The sequence below is a fragment of the Pseudomonas sp. ZS1P83 genome (genome assembly GCF_054897825.1).
Genome location: NZ_CM142706.1, coordinates 239869 through 259523, shown reverse-complemented (window position 1 = coordinate 259523; position 19655 = coordinate 239869). Strand labels below are relative to the sequence as shown.

Sequence of the window (19655 nt, the reverse complement as noted above, 5' to 3'; positions counted from 1 at the left end):
TCCGCCTGATCCGAGCTTACCTACAACGATCGTTATGAAATTAAAAAAAACGCCCCGAACCAGTCGGGGCGTTTCTCGAGGATGCGGCCTCTGTTCAGTACCGCTTAGCGAACACCCTCCTGGCGCAGCGCGGCCGGAGTGAAGTCGCTGGTGGTGGCGGTGAAGCCGAAGTCGTACGCCGATTTCTCTTCGTTCTTCATGCCCAGTGCCAGGTAGCGGCCCGATTGCAGGTCGTACAAGGTTTCCAGGGTGTACCACGGCACCTGAACGTTGTAGTAGTTCTGGGAGTGAGCTTCCGCCACACGCCACAGTTGATTACGACCGTCGTAGTGGTCGATCACCGCTGCTTGCCAGGTGTCTTCGTCGATGTAGAAGTCGCGTTTGGCGTAGATGTGACGCTGACCTTCCTTCAAGGTCGCCACCACATGCCAGACCCGGCGCAGCTCGTAACGAGCCAGGTCCTGGTTGATGTGACCGGCCTTGATGATGTCGTCGTACTTGAGTTGAGGCGAGTCGAGCTTGTAACTGTCGGAGGCGATGTACATCTCTTTCTTGCCTTCGAGCTTCCAGTCGTAACGATCCGGCGCGCCGTTGTACATGTCCAGGTTGTCGGAAGTACGCAGGCCATCCGCCGCAGTACCCGGCCCGTCATAGGACACTTGTGGCGCGCGACGCACGCGACGTTGACCGGCGTTGTAGACCCACGCCGAACGCGGCTCTTTAACCTGGTCGAGGGTTTCGTGCACCAGCAGCACCCCACCGGCCAGACGTGCCGGCGCGGTCACTTTCTGCTTGAAGTAGAACAGGATGTTGCCCGGGTTCGCCGGATCGTAATCCTTCATCTTGTCGCGGAACACGAACTGGTCCTGGAAGTACACCAGGCTGTACGAGCCGTTCGGCTGCGGCGTGGCCTGGGTCACCAGACGGGTCACGCTGCCACCGCGATAGCGGGTGATGTGGTTCCAGATGACTTCGACGCCGGTCTTCGGAATCGGGAATGGAACTGCGGTTTCGAAGTTCTCCAGACCGTTGCCGCCGGACACCAGATTAGTGGCGGTGGCGTTTTTCTTGATGGAGGCAAACACGGCATCCGGCACGGTGGCGCCGCGATGGGACGGGTAAACCGGCATCTTGAAGGTTTCCGGGTAGCGCTTGAACATCGCGTACTGGCCCGGTGCGAGCTTGTCCTTGTACTGGTCGACGTTCTGCGCAGTGATGGTGAACAGCGGTTTTTCACTGGCGAATGGGTCGGACAGGAAGCCTTTGCCGTCGACGTTGCCGGCGTTTTTCGCCATCGGTTTCCAGGCCGGGATAGACCCGTCAGCGTTGCCCGCCATCTCGGCGCCCATCGGGGTCAGGCTCTTGCCCAGTTTGTCCGCTTCGGCCGCAGGGACCGCCGCCATGACACCGGTCGCCAGCAGCGAAAGCCCCAAAACACCGATGTGGAACAGACTCTTGGTTATTTTCATATGTGTGTTCGTCCTGAAAATACAGTGCTTAGAAGTTCACGCCGACGCTGAGCGCAACGAAGTCGCGGTCATCCACGGTTGTGTACTTGCCGTCGAAGAAGTTGGTGTACGCCAGGCTTGCGGTGTAGGTGTTCTGGTATTCGGCATCAACGCCCAGGCTGACCGCTTTGCGACCTTCCTCGAAGTTGCCGCCAGGGCCTGGCGAGTAACCTTCAACGTCATGGGACCAGGCCACGTTCGGTTTGAGGTTCACACCGGCAAATACGTCGTTGTATTCCCAGATGGCACGACCGCGGTAACCCCAGGAGTTTGCGGTGGTGAATCCGTCGTTTTCGCAGTAGCGGCTCACGTTGTTTTGCGCGCCGCCTGCCAGGGTAGAGGTGTTCAATGCCACGCACTGACCACTCGGCAATGGGCCAGGGCCGTAGCTCGGGTCACGACCGTAACGCGCTTTGGAGTTGCTTTCCAGACCGCCAACGTGAGTAAAGCCGACCTCGCCCACCAGGGTCAGTCGCTCGGCGCCCATCACCTGGTCGAAGAAGTGAGTAAGGGTCGTCTGGAGCTGGGTCACTTCCTTGCGGCGATAGCCTTTTTGATCCTGCCCTGGCGTACCCTGGAGCACGGAAACGTTAGGGTTCAGAGGCGTCAGACCGGAAAAGAGAATGTCGGTGGTGTTGAGCTGAACCGGCGCATTCGGCCGATAGCTGACCTCACCACTCCACGCAGTACCTGTCGGTAACGTGGTGGAGAAGCTCAAGCCATACAGGCGAATATCTTCAGGGTACTCGACGTAGTAGCTGGAGTTACCGGCCACATTCAATGGCAACAAGGTCGGTGCCAGGTTACGCGCGACAGCGAGAGGAACACCCCTGGCCACCAGCGAGCCCACCAGGCCCGCCGCGCTGTAAGCGCTCGCCGGAGCACCTTTGCCGCTGAAAATCGGCGCACGGCTGTGGTAGTTCATGAAGTAGGCGCCGAACTCGGTGTCCAGCGGATCGAACATGTATTTGAAGGACACGCCAAATTGACCGCTGTCACGGGCATCGCGATCCGGACCGCGACGAACGATGACACCTTCATCCGGGTCACCCCAGGTCACGCCCCTGGCAGCGAGTGTGTTGATCGTGGCATTACGCAGCGAAGCCGGCAGCCTCGCAGCCGTCAATGCGCTGTTGAGTCCGTTACGGGTGCGCAGTACGGCCAGGTTGTTGTCGCAACCATCCGAAATCACGTCCGGTTGCGAGAAAAAGGTGCCGCAGTTGTCGGTAACGGTCTGGTCCCATTCGAGCTGGTAGAAGGCTTCGGTCGAGAGGTTCTCGGTGAGGCTCTGCGAGACGTAGAACATGTTGACCGGGATCAGGCCTTCCTTGATCTCGGCGCCGGGGCGACGAAACGCGGAGACGTCGATCGGGTTGATCGAGTTGATACCGCCGCCGATGAAGGTACTTTCGCCCCAACTCACTACTTGCTTGCCCAAACGCACGGAGCCTGGCTGATCGGCAACGGAGTAGTTGTGGTAGACGAAGGCGTCGAGGATCTGACCGCCTGAGGACTTGGCGCCTTCCTTGCGGCCGTCATTGCTGACGTTCTTGAATTCCAGGTCTTCGTTTTGCAGCGCGAAGTCGTACCAGTATTTACCCCGCACGAAGACACCGGTGTCGCCATATTTCAGTTCAAGGTCATGGATGCCTTTGAAGATTTTCGAAAAGGCTTGCCCACTCTTGAAGTTCAAGTGACCGTCATCGGAAGTCTGGGACAGGCCATGCCCTCCGTTGTTGACACCGATGAGGTTCTTGTTCGGCGACTGGGTCGAAACACTCATACCCAGGGAGAGAGACGAGTCGAACTGACCTTCGATTTCACCAACATTGAAACTGACGCCGAATGCTGGCCCGGCGAGCGTAGAGGCAAGACTGACCGCCAGGGGCAGTTTAGCCCGGCGCCAGAACTGGTTTACTGATGTCATCGACGCTACTCCATGTGCATTATTGTTATGGCAGTGAGCACTTCTAAAAACGCTGTGGATGACAGGGAGCCAAAGGGTCCCTAAGTCATTCCAAAGATGCATCGCCCCGTTTTGTGCGTTTGCTCCGTTCTTAAAAATCCTTGAGCGGACTATAGCCAGCAGGTAGTACTGCTTGATCCCTCTAAAGTGTGATTTGCAGTTGCCAGCCACTCTGGAACAGTCCTTTGCCAAGCCGACACCCATCGGCCCGGCAAGGATGGCTGAAAATTCAGATTAAACAAGCCAAGCGCTTGCTTGGTGGGGCTGGCGTGCCCTTTCGGGCACGCCAAATGACGCTTAAAGCGTCGAGAGGAAGGTGCTGTTGTTGGCTTGCCATTCGGTGATGTCGACGCGAATACGCTTCTTGTCGAGCTTGCCGACACTGGTCTTGGGAATTTCAGTAACAAGAGCGATCTGGCTCGGGATGGCCCACTTGCTCAGGTGTCCCAATTCCACGAATGGCTTGAGGTGCTCCTTCAGCTCCTTCGCCCCGATCACATGGCCTTCGCGGACCACCAGCAGTGCGAACGGACGCTCGCCCCACTGCGGATCGGCGATCCCCACCACTGCTACTTCGCGTACCGCCACGTGGCGACTGATCAGGTCTTCCAGGTCCAGTGAGGAGATCCACTCGCCACCGGTCTTGATCACGTCTTTGATTCGGTCGCGAATATCGATCACACCCATGCTGTCCAGGGTCGCTACATCACCGGTATGCAGCCAGCCCCCGGCCCAGAGCTCGGCGCCCTTTTGCGGTTCGTTGAAATAGCCCTCGGTGAGCCACGGCGCACGCAGCACCAGTTCGCCTTGGGTCTCACCATCGGCGGGCAGGAAGTTGCCGTCGGTATCGACGATCGCCGCTTCCACCAATGGTCCTGGCACACCGGCCTTGATCCGATACGTGGTGCGTTCGTCTTCGGTGCCGGCCATCAGCTCATCGTTGAGGTGCGCGCACGAGATCAGCGGTCCGGTTTCCGACATGCCGTAAGCGGCGGTCAGCTGAATGCCATTGGCCTTGGCGGCTTCGTACAACGTGCGGTTCAACGCACTGCCGCCGATCACAATTTTCCAGCCACCAAAGTCGGTACCTTGCGCGGCCTTCGAATTAAGGAGCATTTGCAGAATGGTTGGCACGCAATGGGAAAAAGTGACCTTCTCCTTGCGCCACAGCTCCACCAGATATTCAGGGTCATAACGACCGGGATAGACCTGCTTGAGCCCGAGCATGGTCGCCACATACGGCAGGCCCCAGGCGTGCACGTGGAACATCGGGGTGATCGGCATGTAGACGTCGTTGGTGCCCAGCAAACGCACGCTGTCGATGGCGCCCATGATGGTCGACACGCCCATGGTGTGCAGCACCAGTTGCCGATGGGTGAAATACACGCCTTTGGGATTACCGGTGGTGCCGGTGGTGTAGAACGTGGTCGCGACCGAATTTTCGTCGAAGTCCTGGAAGTCGTACTGCGTGCTCGCGGCCGCCAGCAACTGTTCGTACTCGCCGATCAGGTTCGGCAAGTCGGCGGGACTCGAAGGCAAGTCGGTCAGCAGCAGGGTTTTCTCCACCGTGGTCAAGTGCCCGGCAATGGCCTGGTACAACCCGACGAACTCGCTGTTGACCAGCACAAAGCGGTCCTCGGCATGGTTCATGGTGTAGAGGATTTGTTCCGGCGACAGGCGCACGTTGATGGTGTGGATCACCGCGCCGATCATCGGGATGGCGAACATGCATTCCAGATAACGATGGCTGTCCCAGTCCATCACCGCCACGGTATCCCCGGCCTTGACGCCGGCCGCCGTCAGCACGTTGGCCAGCCTTGCAACACGTTCAATCAGGGTCGGATAGCTGTAGCGCAACTGGTCACGGTAGATGATCTCGCGGGTTTTCTCATAACGAGCGCCGGACATCAGCAGCCGTTTAATCAGCAGCGGATACTGGTAAGCGCCTTCGGCTGGGGGGATAACGCGAGTCTGCAACATAAGAGTCCTTTTTCTGACTGCACGGTCGTGGCTGAAAGTAAGCACTTTAGTGACCTTGGACGCCCGCCAAATCAGCCAAAGGAATGATTTGTAACATCGGACAAATGCTAGCTTTGCGCCAGCATTTGCACGAATTCGCCGACTCACTCCTTTGTAGGAGCCGGCTTGCTGGCGAATAAGACGACGCGGTTCGCCAGACACACCGCCTTCGCTGGCAAGCCAGCGCCTACAAGGGTTGCGATCGTTCGATCAATGCATCTCGGTAAACGCGAGTTTGACACCGATGGCGATCAGTACCGCGCCCATGGTCCGGTCGAACCAGTGGCCCATCCGGGCAAAAGCGGCGCGCACGCGCTGCTGGCTAAACAGCATCGCCACCAGGCAAAACCACACAGCGGTGGCCACCGCGAGGTAGACGCCGTAGCCAGCCTGTACCGCCAGTGGCGTATGCGGATTGATCACCACGGTAAACAGCGAGAGGAAGAACAGCGTCGCTTTCGGGTTCAGACCGTTGGTCACGAAACCCGACGTGAAGGCGCCGCGAGCAGTGCGCTCACCCGCTTCCTTGTGCAGATCTTCCGCCGCAGGTTGGGCCGGCTGTGCTCGCAAGGCCTTGAAGCCGATGTACAGCAGATACGCGGCGGCAGCCCATTTCAGGGCATTAAACAACACGATCGACTGGGACACGATCAGGCCAATGCCTAGAAGCGAATAGCCAACGTGCAGGAAAATCGCCGTGCCGACACCCAGCGCCGTCCAGGTACCCGCTTGACGACCATGGGTCACGCTCTCACGCACCACCACGGCAAAGTCCGGGCCGGGGCTGGCCACGGCCAGCAGGTGAATCAGGGCAACGGTCAAAAACTCTGTCCAGTACATGGGGGGATCCTTTTGGCCAAGCGTAACTGTTTGTTTCATCTGGTAGGCTCGGCAGATTACGCCTTCAGTTCACTGCACAAAAGGTACAGTTGATGACGAACACTCACCGCGCCGTTTTCCTCGACCACCCGTCCCTGGACCTGGGTGACCTCGACCTCAGCCCGCTGCAAGAGTGTTTCAGCGACTTACAGCTTTTCGCCCAGACCACGCCGGACCAGGTGATCGAACGCCTCAAGGGCGCCACCGTCGCCATCAGCAACAAGATCCTGATCGATGCCGCCGCCATCGCTGCCAGCCCCGAGCTGAAGCTGATCCTGATCACCGCCACCGGCACCAACAACGTTGACCTCGCGGCTGCCCGCGCCCACGGGATTACCGTCTGCAACTGCCAGGGTTACGGCACGCCGTCGGTGGCGCAGCACACGATCATGTTGCTGCTCAATCTGGCAACGCGCCTGGCCGATTATCAAAAGGCTGTCGGCGAAGGTCGCTGGCAGCAGGCGAAACAGTTTTGTCTGCTGGATTACCCGATTGTCGAACTGGAAGGCAAAACCCTCGGTCTGCTCGGTCATGGCGAACTGGGCGGCGCGGTCGCCCGACTGGCCGAAGCCTTTGGTATGCGCGTACTGCTCGGCCAGATTCCCGGGCGCCCTGCACGGCCGGATCGTTTGCCACTGGATGAGCTGCTGCCGCAGATCGACGCGCTGACCTTGCACTGTCCGCTCAACGAACACACCCGCCACTTCATCGGAGCCCGTGAGCTGGCTTCGATGAAACCCGGTGCGTTCGTGGTCAACACCGCACGCGGTGGTTTGATCGACGAACAGGCACTGGCGGACGCCTTGCGCAACGGCCACCTGGGGGGTGCGGCCACCGATGTGCTGAGTATCGAGCCGCCGACCGCCGGCAATCCGCTGCTGGCCCACGACATTCCACGGCTGATTGTCACCCCGCACAACGCCTGGGGAAGTCGCGAGGCTCGGCAGCGAATCGTGGGCCAGTTGACCGAAAACGCTCAGGGATACTTCAGCAATAAAGCGTTGCGGGTCGTCAGTTGATAAACTGCGGCACTTTTTTTCAGGGAGCAGATTATGGATCCGCGCAGTGAAGTACTGCTTCGTCAGGCTGAGTTATTCCAGGGTTCGGTGCTGCTGGCCGGTTTGCCCGCCGATGACCTGCTGGGCCGTCTGCCCGACGCTCATGGCTGGTGTTGGCATGCCGGCGATCAAGCAGCGTTGGATGCCCGCTTCGCCGAGCGCAGCCATTTCGGTGTGACTGTATCGGAGCGCGCGTTCGACACTGCCGTGGTGTTTCTGCCCAAGTCCAAGGACCTGACCGACTACATCCTCAACGCCCTCGCCTCTAAACTGGCCGGTCGTGAGCTGTATCTGGTGGGTGAAAAACGCAGCGGCATCGAAGGCGCGGCCAAGCAACTGAACCCCTTCGGCAAACCGCGCAAGCTCGACAGCGCGCGGCATTGCCAGCTCTGGCAGGTCACCGTGGCCACTGCGCCAGAAGCCAAATCGCTGGAAAGCCTGGCAGAGACTTATGAGTTGCCGCTGGCCGAAGGTCCGTTGAAAGTCATCAGCCTGCCGGGCGTGTTCAGCCACGGTCGACTGGACCGCGGCAGCGCGCTGTTGCTGGAGCATCTGGACAAATTGCCGAGCGGCCACTTGCTGGACTTCGGTTGTGGCGCGGGCGTATTGGGAGCGGCCGTGAAACGTCGTTATCCACACAACCAGGTCACCTTGCTTGATGTGGATGCGTTTGCCGCTGCCAGCAGTCGTCTGACCCTGGCGGCTAACGGCCTCGAAGCGGACGTCATTACCGGAGACGGCATCGACGCTGCACCGATGGGCTTGAGTGCAATTCTGAGCAATCCACCGTTTCATGTCGGCGTTCACACCGACTACTTCGCTACCGAGAACTTGCTGCGAAAAGCAGCCAAACATCTGAAAAACGGTGGCGAACTGCGCTTGGTGGCGAACAGCTTCCTGAAGTACCAGCCGCTGATCGAAGAGCACCTCGGGGTGTGCGCAATCAAGGCTGAAGGACAGGGTTTCAGAATCTATCGGGCCAAACGCGGCTAGGTTTTCTTTTTAAAAAAGAGGCTTGCCCAATCGGATTTGTCTAGGCAGAATCCGCTCCGTCCTAGGGGAGTAGTCTCCCACGAGCGCCATGCTCGTCCGGCATACGTCAACATACTTGGTCAACAGACCATGGCGTATGCGACCCAAGCGTCCGCATCAGCCGGATCGCAGGGTTTGACAAGACCTATGACACGAACACCTTACCCGGGGCGGGAAGGCTGTACGTGTCATAGCCGTGTCGACCCGCCCCTTAGGAAAACCCTGATGCTGGACTCTCTACTCGTTCCCACCGCAATCGTTGCCTTGGCCGAAATCGGCGACAAGACGCAACTGCTCGCGCTCATTCTCGCCGCTCGCTTTCGCAAACCCTGGCCGATCATCGCCGGTATCGTCGCTGCGACCCTGGCCAACCACGCAGCAGCCGGTGCGGTAGGCGCCTGGGTCGGTAGTTTCTTCTCGAACGCGATGCTGCACTGGATCCTCGCCGCGAGCTTCACCGCGACCGCGTTGTGGACCCTGGTGCCGGACAAGATGGACGACGACGAAGCCAGCACCGCCCGCAAGTTCGGACCGTTCCTGACCACGTTGATCGCGTTTTTCCTTGCGGAGATGGGCGACAAGACCCAGGTCGCCACCGTGATGCTCGCTGCGCAATACCCGGAACTGTGGCTGGTCATCATCGGCACCACCGCCGGGATGTTGATTGCCAACGTGCCGGTGGTTTTGGCGGGTAACTTTGCCGCGGATAAATTGCCGCTCACCCTGATCCGTCGCCTGGCGGCGGCGGCGTTCTTCATCCTCGCCATTGTCGCGGTGTACAAGGCGATGCAGAGTAGCGGGTGGGCTTGATGCAATAGGTCGTTAGACCGCGTAATCGTTCTTCGCGGGCAAGCCTCGCTCCTACGGATCACATCCTGTAGGAGCGAGGTTTGCCCGCGAAGGCGTCAGCGGCCTCACCGCATAACTGTCAGAATTTCTTGGCTTTCTCGTACAGCGGCATGACTTTCGGAATCGCCGCTTGCAACGAAGCAACCCGACTGGCCGACGCCGGGTGCGTGCTCATGAACTCTGGCGGCGAACCTTGCGAAGCCTTGCTCATCTTGTCCCACAAGGTGATCGCCGCGTTCGGGTTGTAGCCGGCGCGAGCGGCCAGTTCCAGGCCGATCAGGTCCGCCTCGTTTTCATTGGAGCGACTGTTGGGCAAGGTCATGCCGTAGTTGGCCACGGTGTCCGCCAATGCCAGGCTGTCCTGACCCAGACCGAACAAGGCACCGGCGCCCTGCTTGGCCATTTCGATGCCGTACGCTTTGGACATTGCTTCACGACCGTGCTCGCGCAGGGCGTGGGCGATTTCATGGCCCATGATCGCGGCGATTTCATCGTCGGTCAGTTGCAGGCTGTCGATCAGGCCGGTGTAGAAAATGATCTTGCCGCCAGGCCCACAGTTGGCGTTGAGTTCGTCGCTCTTGATCAGGTTGACCTCCCATTTCCACTGGGCCGAATCCGGTCGAAAAATCGGCGCCTGGGCAATCAGCCGGTCGGCAATGGCCTGGACACGTTTGGCCTCGCGACTGGTCTTGTCCAGCACGCCTTTATTGCTCGCCTCGCCGACGGTCTTTTGATAAGACTGGGCGTACATCTGATTGACCTCATCAGTCGACAGCATGCTGAACATGTACTGTTTGCGCTCAACGCCCACCGCGCCACCGCTGGTGGTGTTGACCGACTGACAACCCGCGAGCAGCAGACCTGCGCTCAGCGCACACAAAACCAATGTCTTATTCATCAAAAATTTCCCTGAAAACATGCCGGGTATCCTAGGCGGTGAATTGTATCGGCGCCAGATACAACAGAGGTGTAGACGCACATTTCAGACAAAGCTCTCATGACCGTAGGAAAAAAAACTCACTTAAAGCGCCCTTCGCGGTCGATAACGGCCCGCAATGATTCATTTGCGACATCAACTTCTACAAAACAGCCAATTCATCAAACCCCGCTCATGGCCATCGAGACCCCTGCCGATACAACACCGCAGACGTCCTCTTGCGTGCGGAGCACCCATGAAATTCAAGTCGATCCAGTTTTCCGTGGCAGCCCTCGCCGGTGCCATCGTTCTTAGTGTCGTGGCAGCCCTGGTGCTGTACGCGCTGTTTTCTGGCGCACGGACACAAGACATGGTCCAGGAGCGGACCCAGGCACAATTCGAGCAAGTCATCGAACAGCGCCTGACGTCACTGGCGCAAACCCAGGTAAGCCAGATCCAGCGCGAACTCGAAGCGCCACTGCTGATTGCCGGCGGACTGGTGCGAGCCAACGCATTGATCGGCACACCGGGCGCCGATGGTCAGCCACAGTTGAGCCTGAGCCGTGAGCAGTTGATCAGCCTGATCAAGGAAAACGTCACCAAGAACCCGAAAATTCTCGGCACCTACGTCGGCTGGGAAAAAAACGCTCTCGATCACAACGATGCGGCCTACGTCGACACCAAGGTGGTCGGCATCGACGCCAGCAACGGCCGCTTCCTGCCGTGGTGGTTCCGCAACGAAGACGGCAGCCTGGGACTGGATAAACTGGTGGACGTCGACGACCAGAAAACCCTGTCCACCGGCGTGCGCGCCAGCGAGTACTACCTGTGCTCGAAAGAAACCAAAAAATCCTGCGTGATTGATCCGGCCCCCTACAAGGTCGGCGACAAGATCGTCATGCTCGCCTCCTTTATTGAACCGATCATGCTCAACGGGGCCTTTCAAGGCATCGTCGGCGCCGACTTGTCGGTGAACTTCATTCAGGAAATGCTCCTCGGCGCGAATCAGAAGCTGTACAGCGGCTCAGGTGTTATGGCCTTGATCGGCGGAAACGGTCGGATCGTTGCCTACACCAAGGACCCGAGCAAATTCGGCGAGAAAGTCAGCGACATCCTCGACAGCCAGCAGATCGCCAACATGGCCAATCTCAAACGCGGTGAAGTCACCTACACCGTCAACAAGGCCCAGGGCCGGATCGAGTTGTACCTGCCGTTTGGCATCGGCCAGACAGACGCTCGCTGGACCCTAATGCTGCAACTGCCGCTGAACGCGGTGATGGCCGACCTGCAAACACTTCAGGGCGATCTGGACGCTCAGCGCAAGTCCGACACCTTTGGCATGGCCATGGTCGGTTTGTTGATCGCGGGTATCGGTTTGCTGGTGATCTGGCTGGTGGGCCACGGCATTGCCCGGCCGCTGAAGCAGATGGTCGCCATGCTCGACGACATCGCTCAAGGCGAAGGCGACCTGACTCGCCGCCTGACCAGCGACCGTGCCGATGAACTGGGCTCGATTGCCAAAGGCTTCAATACTTTCCTGGCCAAGTTGCAGGCGATGATCACCCAGGTGGTGACTTCGGTGCAGAGCGTCAGCGACTCGTCGGAACACACCGCCGACATCGCCATCCGCACTAACATCGGCGTGCACAAGCAAATGGCCGAGATCGATCAGGTGGCCACGGCGGTGCATGAAATGACCGCCACCGCCCAGGACGTCGCGCGCAACGCTACCCAGGCTGCGCAAGCCGCCAGCCATGCGGATCAGGCGGCGGCCCAGGGCATGCAGATCGTGCGCGATACGTCGAACTCGATCGGCGTTCTGGCGGTGGAAATCGGCAAGGCCGTCAGCGTGGTACAGACCCTGGCCAAGGACAGCGAGAACATCAACGCAATCCTCACCGCCATTCGCGGGATCGCAGAACAAACCAATTTGCTGGCCTTGAACGCGGCCATTGAAGCGGCCCGAGCCGGTGAGCAGGGACGTGGTTTTGCGGTGGTGGCCGATGAAGTGCGCAATCTGGCGCAGAAAACTCAGAAAGCCACTGAAGAAATTCAGACCATGATTCAGCAGCTGCAACAAGGCACGCGCGATGTAGTGCGGGTGATGGAAGACAGCCAGAACCGCACCGACGAAAGCGTGCAGCATGCGGCGAAAGCGGCCGAGGCGTTGGAGACGATTACTCAGGCGGTGTCGGTGATCAACGACATGAACACGCAGATTGCCAGTGCGGCCGAGGAACAAAGCGCGGTGGCTGACGACATCAATCGGAACGTGATCAACATTGGGCAAGTGGCCAATGAAGTGGCGGGTGGAGCAGATGAATCGAGTGCGGCGAGTGCGGATTTGACCAAGTTGGCTGAGCAGCAGCGGCGGTTGATCAATCAGTTCAAGGTTTGATTCGAGGGCCTCTTCGCGGGCAAGTCGGATCGCCGCACCGCTCGCTCCTACGGGATTTGTGTCGGCAACGACATTGAATACGCCACAAAACCCGTAGGAGCGAGCGGTGCGGCGATCCGACTTGCCCGCGAAGGCGTCAGCACGGACACCACATCAGTTAGCCGGGAGTAAGACACTCCGGCCCATTCAGCTTCGGATCATTCACCAAATTCGCCAACACCCGTTCGCGCAACGCAGCAGGTTCACGGGCGAGCAATGCCTGCAAAGTGTGCAACGGCGTTTCGGGATTGAGCCACGCTTCCTGCCCCTCCGCATCGAGAATCAACGGCCGGCGCTGACTTGCCGCCGGCTGCGTGATCACCGCCGTGCTCAGCCATACCTGCTCCTGCACCGGGTACGCTTCCCAGATCGCTGCAAAGAACAGCGTCGAGCCCTCCCCAGGTGTCAGCCAGTACGGACGCTTACGAGTCGTGCCGCGCCACTCGTAAAAACCATTGGCCGGCAGCAGGCAGCGGCGTTCGCGCAGGGCTTGGCGAAACATCGGTTGTTCGGCAACGGTCTCGGCCCGGGCATGGGCTGGTGTGCGGGACAAATCGGTCAGCCACGGCGGCGTCAAACCCCAACGGGCCCGGACCAACTCACGCTGACCGTCAACGCCTGCGCGCAGCATCAGCACCGAATCGTTGGGAGAAATATTCCACTGGGCCTGCTGATCGGCGGGGAAGCCAGACAGGACCGCGAAGGCGGGGTTCCAGCGAAACAGGGCATAACGTCCACACATGGGGCAACACGACTCTTGATAAAACGAACGCCAGCCTAACAGACCAGCGTGCCGGGAAAACTCTCCGGTTCATCACCGGGCATCGGTAGCGCGGCATTGTACGCAGTGATCAGCTCCCGAGCGTATTCGGCCTGGTCGTTATCGACCGATAAACCCAGCAGGCCGAAGATCGGCAATTCGCCGGTGCCGCCGAGCAAATCACGCCCCACCAGATGCGCTTCGATGCCCTCGCTGGCCAGCATGCCTTGTAGCAACTCACCTTCCATCAGGTTTTCAGGCTCGTAGATTCGCTGCATAGACGCCCCTCACTCATTTTCGCTGAACACTTCGAGATGCCATTCCTCTCCGTGAACCTGCAACACAAACGTTATCGGCCGACAGCACACCTGACAGTCCTCGATATAGGTCTGATCGCCCCCGGACAGATCCACAGTTGTCTCAACCTCCTCACCACAATACGGACATTCATACTGCGCAGTTTCCAGCATCGCGGTCTCCCAGGTGACTTGTGCGTATAATCGCCGGTCTATTTGCAGGGCTATTTTTGTCTGACTACCGTTTCAGACCCTGCCCCGTTGGTTTTCGATCAAAACCTTTACTTACCCTAGCCGTTTCTAACAAGAGAGCATGATGGGCGAATTCGATGCCATCCGACCGTACGACGACAGCGAAGTCCCAGCGGTGCTGGACCGGCTGCTCGGCGACAAGGCGTTTCTAGATATCCTCATCCACTTCCGCTTCCCGCGTTTTGCCGGTGCTTTCGGCTGGGCGCTCAAACCTCTTATAGCTCATCGGCTGCGCCGTGAGTTCGCCGGCGTCACGTCGGTGGCCACGTTGCAGGATAAAGTCGAGATGTACGTCGACCACACCATCGAGCGAGCTACGGACGGTGTGACGTACACCGGCGTCGAGCAGTTCAAGTCCGGCAGCGCCTACCTGTTCATCGCCAACCACCGTGACATCGTGATGGACCCGGCCTTCGTCAACTACGCCGTGTACCACGCAGGCCTGCCGACACCGCGCATCGCGATCGGCGACAACCTGCTGCAAAAGCCCTTCGTCAGCGATCTGATGCGCCTGAACAAGAGTTTCATCGTGCACCGCTCGATCACCGGTCGCCGCGAGAAGATGGCGGCGTATCAACTGCTGTCGGCCTACATCAACCACTCGATCCGCAACGATTGCGCCTCGATCTGGATCGCCCAGGCCGAAGGCCGGGCCAAGGACGGCGACGATCGCACCGAGTCGGCCATCCTCAAGATGTTCCACATGAGCCGCAAGGACGAGCCGTTCGGCGAGGTCATCCGCTCGCTGAACGTCACCCCGGTGTCGATCAGCTACGAATATGACCCGTGCGATCAAGCCAAGGCTCGCGAGCTATTTATCCGCGCCACCACCGGCAGCTACAGCAAAGTGCCGGGCGAGGACGACGTGAGCATCGCCAAGGGCATCACCGGCTACAAGGGCCGGGTCCACGTAAACTTCGCCTCGCCGATCACCGAACTGTTCGACGACACCAAGCAATTGGCGATCGAAATGGACCGGCAGATCCTCGGCGGCTACCGCCTGTTCCCGGTGCACTACCTGGCCTATGCCCAATGGAAAGACGCCGACCCGCAATTACAGGTCCCGAAAGCTGCTGAGGTGTTTGCGGCCGATGAACTGGCCAAGGCTCAGGAGCAATGGCAACAGCGTCTTGACGCTTGCCCTGAGAAACATCGTCCGTTCCTGGTGCTGCAATACGCGACGCCGGTACGCAATCAGTACCGCGTGAAAGCAGGTTTGGCGCTGTAAGGTTTTTGGCTGGATACGACAACGGCGCCCTTGGGCGCCGTTTTCATTGCTGCGTTTTTTTGCTGTCAGATCTGCGTACTGATCCACGACACCAGCAGCGCCAACCCCAGGCAGGCAAAACCGAATCGATAGAAAAACCGGTTCATGCGCAACGTCGCGCCGTCCAGCAACAACGTCGGTTCATCGATACGACGGCTTTGGCTGTGCGCTTCGAGAATGGCCCGTGCGCGCTGTTCGCGGCGACGAGTGGCATGCAGCAACCAGCCGCCCGGAAAGGCAAACAGCAAGGCCAACAGGTTGATCAACTTGGCGGGATGGTTGGTAAACAGCGAAATCAAATGCAACGACATCACGGACCTCAGCAAAACAGGTGTGGCAGACGCCGAACCGACGACCGCGGCGCGAATTCTACCGAAAGCCTCGCCCCCTGCCCTTGCTTTCCGACAAATAACGAACCATTTGACCAAATATTGCCCTATGTCACATGCGGATTTGCCGGAGACGGATTTGTTGACTGGGGTGAGCGTGCTGGATTTTACTCCCAAGCCGCCTGACCACCGCCCCCCTTGTAGGAGCGAGGCTTGCCCGCGAAGACGGCCTCACATTCAACATTGATGTCGGCTAACACACCGCTTTCGCGGGCAAGCCTCGCTCCTACAAGGGATCGGCGGTGCAGGCATGAAAAAGCCCGGAACCATCACTGGCACCGGGCTTATTTTTGAATCCAGCAAAAGCTTATTCGCCGAGAATCTGACCAATCGTCGGATCCTTGAACAGACGCGTCAACGCATCGCTCAACACATCACTGACCAGCTTGGTGTTGGTCTCCTGATTCGGCGCCATGCCAAAACGCTGATCCAGGGACGCACCGTACCGACCGCTGTAACGACGATTGGCATTCTGCACATCGGAGCGGAACGTCGCGCCAATGGTCGCCTCAGTCACATACATGCCTTCTTTAGGCGACTGATACTTCAGCTCCGCCAGCGTCACGGTCAACTGCGGAGCATTCAGTGCATTGGAGGTTGGGGTGAAGCCCAACAACCGCACGGCCGCCTCAGCCTGAGCCTGCAACTTCGGCAGAATCTGCGCGCCCTGCACGGTGATCGCGCTGGTCTCAGGGTACAGGCCACCACGGGTGCCCAAGGTCGGCGACGGACGACCGTCCACCACACGCACCACCACCGGCTGACCATGGCCGACCGGGGCCAGCTGAGTCGTCAGCTTGGGTTCCGGATTCAGTTGTTGTGGGCTGTGGGCGCAGCCGACCAGCGTCAAACTGGTCACAGTGATCAAACCGAACAACAGGCGTTGCAACATGCGCTTCTCTCCAGAATCAGGCACAAACAGGCCCGCAGTATAGCGGTGGGCCACTGTCGCTAACTAGCGTCTCGCAGCAATTGCTGAAATGTCTGACAAACCCTTGGGAAAGCGGTTCCTGTCACAGATATGTCACCGCCCATACACTTGCTCGTCACGGCTCGCTGACAACCTTCACAGCAGTCACCCCACAAGGTACTTCGCCATGCGCTACCTATGCTCGATGTTTACCCCACGCCCTCTGCATCGCTGCTTCGCCCTGCTCGACCGCAACGGCCACTGCCAGGCTTTCAAACAGTGCAGCCTCCAGCCCATGGGTGATAGCTGGGTCGAAATCGAAGAAATCCGTCTCAATTGGTTGCACCATCCCCTGCCCCCTAACGCCCGTGTCAGCCTGCGCCAGCCACGTGCGCGGGCTCATCAGTTGTTGACCACCTGACCGAACACTTAATAAAAGTCATTAAACACGACCATTTCCCTGCGTTTCTTCGCTACAATCTCCCCCCGATTATAAGGACGTCTCCTGATCGGGCCTCGCAGCATCGTCAATGCGCTTGTATTGACACCCCGCACCGCCCACAGAGAGCCGCCCACACAGATCGTGTAAAGCTGGCGCGCTTGCTGTTCCTTAAGCAAAACCCCCCACTTTTCGCGAATCTGCAGAGCTGTCATTACGCTCGGTTACTGAGCTGTTTGCCCGTTTTGCCTGTCATGTATCCCATGGCGGCAATCCATCCGGGCACGGTGCCAGGCTGGGACAGCCCTTTTTTGAGGTTCACGTCTTCAAAAGAGCGTGAAAAAAACGGGTTTTCACAACTTCACAAGAGTGTGGCGAGCAAATGAATAGTTTTGCGTCTGAATATGCACCATTAGCGTCTGAAACAGCCCAACGACACAGGACCGAGTATTCCTCGAACACCGGAGCCTGAAGCCTGTCCTCTACGGATTTGGTTGCACAAACGGATGTATCGACCATAAGTCGAATTGCCAGCCACGCGTTGAAGTGAGTTCATGTAACTCTTTTAGACTCGGCCGGTAGCGTCCGTCGAAGTTGCGATAAATTGCGAAGATTCGGACATGGCGATACTGCCATGGATACCTGGGGAATCACTGACACACCCCTGAACGCCTGGCAGCCATGCCGACAATTTGGTGCTGCAGATTTTGGAGACGCGGTAAATGGCGCATAACGAAGCAGTCGACGTAGTACTGGTTGGGGCCGGCATCATGAGTGCCACCCTCGCTGTACTGCTCAAAGAGCTCGACCCCGCGATCAAGCTGGAAGTCGTCGAGCTGATGGATTCCGGTGCCGCGGAGAGTTCGAACCCGTGGAACAACGCTGGTACCGGTCACGCCGGGCTGTGTGAGCTCAACTACACGCCGCAAGCCGCCGACGGCACCGTCGACATCAAGAAAGCCGTGCACATCAACACCCAGTTCGAGGTGTCGAAGCAGTTCTGGTCCTATCTGACCAAGAAAAGCACATTCGGCTCGTGCAAGACGTTCATCAGCCCGGTGCCGCACCTGAGCTTCGTGCAGGGCGACAATGGCGTTTCCTTCCTCAAGGAGCGCTTCAAGACGCTGAGCAAGCACCACGCCTTTTCGGACATGGAATACACCGAAGACAAGACCACCATGGCCGAGTGGATGCCGCTGATGATGCCTGGCCGGCCGGCCGACGAAGTCGTCGCCGCCACCCGCGTCATAAACGGCACCGATGTCAACTTCGGCGCCCTGACCAATCAACTGCTCAAGCACCTGACCAGCGCACCCGATGCCCAGGTCAAGTACTGCAAGCGCGTGACCGGCCTCAAGCGTAACGGCAGCGGCTGGACCGTCAGCATCAAGGACGTCAACAGCGGCAACTCGCGTGACGTCGACGCGAAATTCGTGTTCCTCGGCGCCGGTGGCGCGGCACTGCCGCTGCTGCAAGCTTCGGGCATTGAAGAAAGCAAAGGCTTCGGCGGCTTCCCGATCAGTGGTCAGTGGCTGCGTTGCGACAACCCTGAAGTGGTCAAGCACCACCAGGCCAAGGTTTACAGCCAGGCGGCCGTGGGTTCGCCACCTATGTCGGTGCCGCACCTGGACACCCGCGTAGTCGATGGCAACAAGTCCCTGCTGTTCGGACCCTATGCCGGTTTCACCACCAAGTTCCTCAAGCACGGTTCCTTCATGGACCTGCCGATGTCGGTTCGCGCCGGCAACATCGGCCCGATGCTGGCTGTGGCCAAAAACAACATGGACCTGACCAAGTACCTGGTCAGCGAAGTGATGCAATCGATGGAACAGCGTCTGGACTCGCTGCGGCGCTTCTACCCTGAAGCGAAGGCCGAAGACTGGCGCCTGGAAGTGGCCGGCCAACGGGTTCAGATCATCAAGAAAGACCCGAAAAAGGGCGGCATTCTGCAGTTTGGTACCGAGTTGGTCGCGGCCAAGGACGGTAGCCTTGCTGCCCTGCTCGGCGCTTCGCCAGGCGCGTCGGTGACCGTTTCGATCATGCTGGACCTGATCGAAAAATGCTTCCCGAACAAAGCTTCCGGTGAGTGGGCTGCCAAGTTGGCGGAAATCTTCCCGGCTCGGGAAAAGGTTCTGGAAACCGACGCTGCGCTGTATCGCAAGATCAATGTGCAGAACAACGTCGCGCTGGAACTGGTTGAAGCCAGCAACGAGACCGAAAGCTACGCTTGATTCGGCCGCATAAAAAACGCCCCGTTCTCATTCAGAGCGGGGCGTTTTTTTGTGCCTACCTGTAGGAGCACGGCTTGCCGGCGATGGCGTCCTTGAGATCGCTATCGCGAGCAAGCTTTGCTCCTACAGGCACAGGCTGACCGAGATTCAGCCGCGAGCCTTGGCGATCAGCTCGATATATTCAGCCGCGTTGCGCTGATCTTTGATCAAGGCAACGAAGTCATTACCGTGCTCATCCTTGCCGTCCAGATCAAACCCGGCCTCGACAAAGAACGTCAGAAAACGCTCGAAGTCATCAATGCGCAGGCCGCGGTAGGCCTTGATCAGTTTGTGCAGCGACGGCGACGTGGCGTCGACCGGTTCGAAATCGAGGAACAGTTTGATCTGCTCATCGCCGATCTCGTCACCAATCACTTGCTTCTTATCTTTACGCATTGCCGACTCCAG

The 19655-nt window shown here is 58.9% G+C and carries 18 protein-coding genes, 1 pseudogene and 1 riboswitch; of the genes and pseudogenes, 8 read left to right on the top strand and 11 right to left on the bottom strand.

Features of this window, described 5'->3' with window-relative positions:
• Positions 1–104: 104 nt before the first annotated feature.
• The 4 genes from ACYZT0_RS01290 to ACYZT0_RS01275 all read right to left on the bottom strand — a co-directional run bounded on the left by ACYZT0_RS01290 (position 105) and on the right by ACYZT0_RS01275 (position 6333).
• On the bottom strand, positions 105–1469 hold the full coding sequence (locus tag ACYZT0_RS01290) for a DUF1329 domain-containing protein (protein ID WP_462044307.1): 1365 nt from the start codon (positions 1467–1469) through the stop codon (positions 105–107).
• A 28-nt stretch (positions 1470–1497) separates the two neighbouring features.
• The gene (locus ACYZT0_RS01285) at positions 1498–3435 is read right to left on the bottom strand and encodes a DUF1302 domain-containing protein (RefSeq protein ID WP_462044306.1); all 1938 of its coding nucleotides are present in this window, start codon (positions 3433–3435) and stop codon (positions 1498–1500) included.
• A gap of 336 nt (positions 3436–3771) precedes the next feature.
• Complete coding sequence (locus tag ACYZT0_RS01280) at positions 3772–5454, bottom strand: fatty acid--CoA ligase (protein WP_462044305.1); 1683 nt, start codon at positions 5452–5454, stop codon at positions 3772–3774.
• Positions 5455–5703: 249 nt separating this feature from the next.
• On the bottom strand, positions 5704–6333 hold the full coding sequence (locus ACYZT0_RS01275) for a LysE family translocator (RefSeq protein WP_462044304.1): 630 nt from the start codon (positions 6331–6333) through the stop codon (positions 5704–5706).
• A gap of 92 nt (positions 6334–6425) precedes the next feature.
• Between ACYZT0_RS01275 and ACYZT0_RS01270 the strand changes: the two genes are divergently transcribed.
• The 3 genes from ACYZT0_RS01270 to ACYZT0_RS01260 all read left to right on the top strand — a co-directional run bounded on the left by ACYZT0_RS01270 (position 6426) and on the right by ACYZT0_RS01260 (position 9272).
• Entirely contained in the window at positions 6426–7391 is a 966-nt protein-coding gene (locus ACYZT0_RS01270) for a 2-hydroxyacid dehydrogenase (protein WP_462044303.1), read from the top strand.
• A gap of 33 nt (positions 7392–7424) precedes the next feature.
• On the top strand, positions 7425–8423 hold the full coding sequence (locus ACYZT0_RS01265; protein WP_462044302.1) for a methyltransferase: 999 nt from the start codon (positions 7425–7427) through the stop codon (positions 8421–8423).
• Between the two features lie 51 nt (positions 8424–8474).
• A riboswitch (yybP-ykoY riboswitch) is annotated at positions 8475–8599 on the top strand.
• 91 nt (positions 8600–8690) lie between these two features.
• The gene (locus ACYZT0_RS01260; protein WP_462046485.1) at positions 8691–9272 is read left to right on the top strand and encodes a TMEM165/GDT1 family protein; all 582 of its coding nucleotides are present in this window, start codon (positions 8691–8693) and stop codon (positions 9270–9272) included.
• A 118-nt stretch (positions 9273–9390) separates the two neighbouring features.
• Here ACYZT0_RS01260 and ACYZT0_RS01255 read toward each other — a convergent pair whose 3' ends face one another.
• On the bottom strand, positions 9391–10209 hold the full coding sequence (locus tag ACYZT0_RS01255) for a M48 family metallopeptidase (protein WP_462044301.1): 819 nt from the start codon (positions 10207–10209) through the stop codon (positions 9391–9393).
• A 157-nt stretch (positions 10210–10366) separates the two neighbouring features.
• On the opposite strand from ACYZT0_RS01255, the pseudogene ACYZT0_RS01250 reads away from it, so the two are divergent.
• A pseudogene (locus ACYZT0_RS01250) lies at positions 10367–11770 on the top strand (methyl-accepting chemotaxis protein); the annotation flags it as partial.
• Between the two features lie 12 nt (positions 11771–11782).
• A complete protein-coding gene (locus ACYZT0_RS01245) occupies positions 11783–12625 on the top strand; it encodes a methyl-accepting chemotaxis protein (protein ID WP_408980615.1) in 843 nt (280 codons plus the stop codon).
• A gap of 157 nt (positions 12626–12782) precedes the next feature.
• Here the strand turns inward: ACYZT0_RS01245 and ACYZT0_RS01240 are convergent, their stop codons facing one another.
• The 3 genes from ACYZT0_RS01240 to ACYZT0_RS01230 are packed head-to-tail and all read right to left on the bottom strand — an operon-like array spanning position 12783 to position 13894.
• Positions 12783–13406, bottom strand: coding sequence for an SOS response-associated peptidase (locus ACYZT0_RS01240; protein WP_462044300.1), 624 nt, complete (start codon positions 13404–13406; stop codon positions 12783–12785).
• A gap of 35 nt (positions 13407–13441) precedes the next feature.
• On the bottom strand, positions 13442–13702 hold the full coding sequence (locus ACYZT0_RS01235; protein ID WP_054045627.1) for a putative signal transducing protein: 261 nt from the start codon (positions 13700–13702) through the stop codon (positions 13442–13444).
• A gap of 9 nt (positions 13703–13711) precedes the next feature.
• Complete coding sequence (locus ACYZT0_RS01230) at positions 13712–13894, bottom strand: CPXCG motif-containing cysteine-rich protein (RefSeq protein WP_461966071.1); 183 nt, start codon at positions 13892–13894, stop codon at positions 13712–13714.
• 142 nt (positions 13895–14036) lie between these two features.
• Between ACYZT0_RS01230 and ACYZT0_RS01225 the strand changes: the two genes are divergently transcribed.
• A complete protein-coding gene (locus tag ACYZT0_RS01225) occupies positions 14037–15200 on the top strand; it encodes a 1-acyl-sn-glycerol-3-phosphate acyltransferase (protein ID WP_462044299.1) in 1164 nt (387 codons plus the stop codon).
• A gap of 65 nt (positions 15201–15265) precedes the next feature.
• Here the strand turns inward: ACYZT0_RS01225 and ACYZT0_RS01220 are convergent, their stop codons facing one another.
• Together ACYZT0_RS01220 and ACYZT0_RS01215 are read right to left on the bottom strand one after the other, a co-directional pair.
• Positions 15266–15550, bottom strand: a complete 285-nt coding sequence (locus ACYZT0_RS01220; RefSeq protein ID WP_462044298.1) for a hypothetical protein — start codon at positions 15548–15550, stop codon at positions 15266–15268.
• Between the two features lie 385 nt (positions 15551–15935).
• Positions 15936–16520, bottom strand: coding sequence for a YajG family lipoprotein (locus ACYZT0_RS01215; RefSeq protein ID WP_033061281.1), 585 nt, complete (start codon positions 16518–16520; stop codon positions 15936–15938).
• Between the two features lie 205 nt (positions 16521–16725).
• Between ACYZT0_RS01215 and ACYZT0_RS01210 the strand changes: the two genes are divergently transcribed.
• Both ACYZT0_RS01210 and mqo read left to right on the top strand, forming a co-directional pair.
• Entirely contained in the window at positions 16726–16959 is a 234-nt protein-coding gene (locus tag ACYZT0_RS01210; protein ID WP_462044297.1) for a hypothetical protein, read from the top strand.
• 740 nt (positions 16960–17699) lie between these two features.
• The gene (mqo, locus tag ACYZT0_RS01205; RefSeq protein ID WP_462044296.1) at positions 17700–19208 is read left to right on the top strand and encodes a malate dehydrogenase (quinone); all 1509 of its coding nucleotides are present in this window, start codon (positions 17700–17702) and stop codon (positions 19206–19208) included.
• Between the two features lie 147 nt (positions 19209–19355).
• Here the strand turns inward: mqo and ACYZT0_RS01200 are convergent, their stop codons facing one another.
• Positions 19356–19643, bottom strand: coding sequence for a PA4642 family protein (locus ACYZT0_RS01200; protein WP_133840274.1), 288 nt, complete (start codon positions 19641–19643; stop codon positions 19356–19358).
• Positions 19644–19655 lie beyond the last annotated feature (12 nt).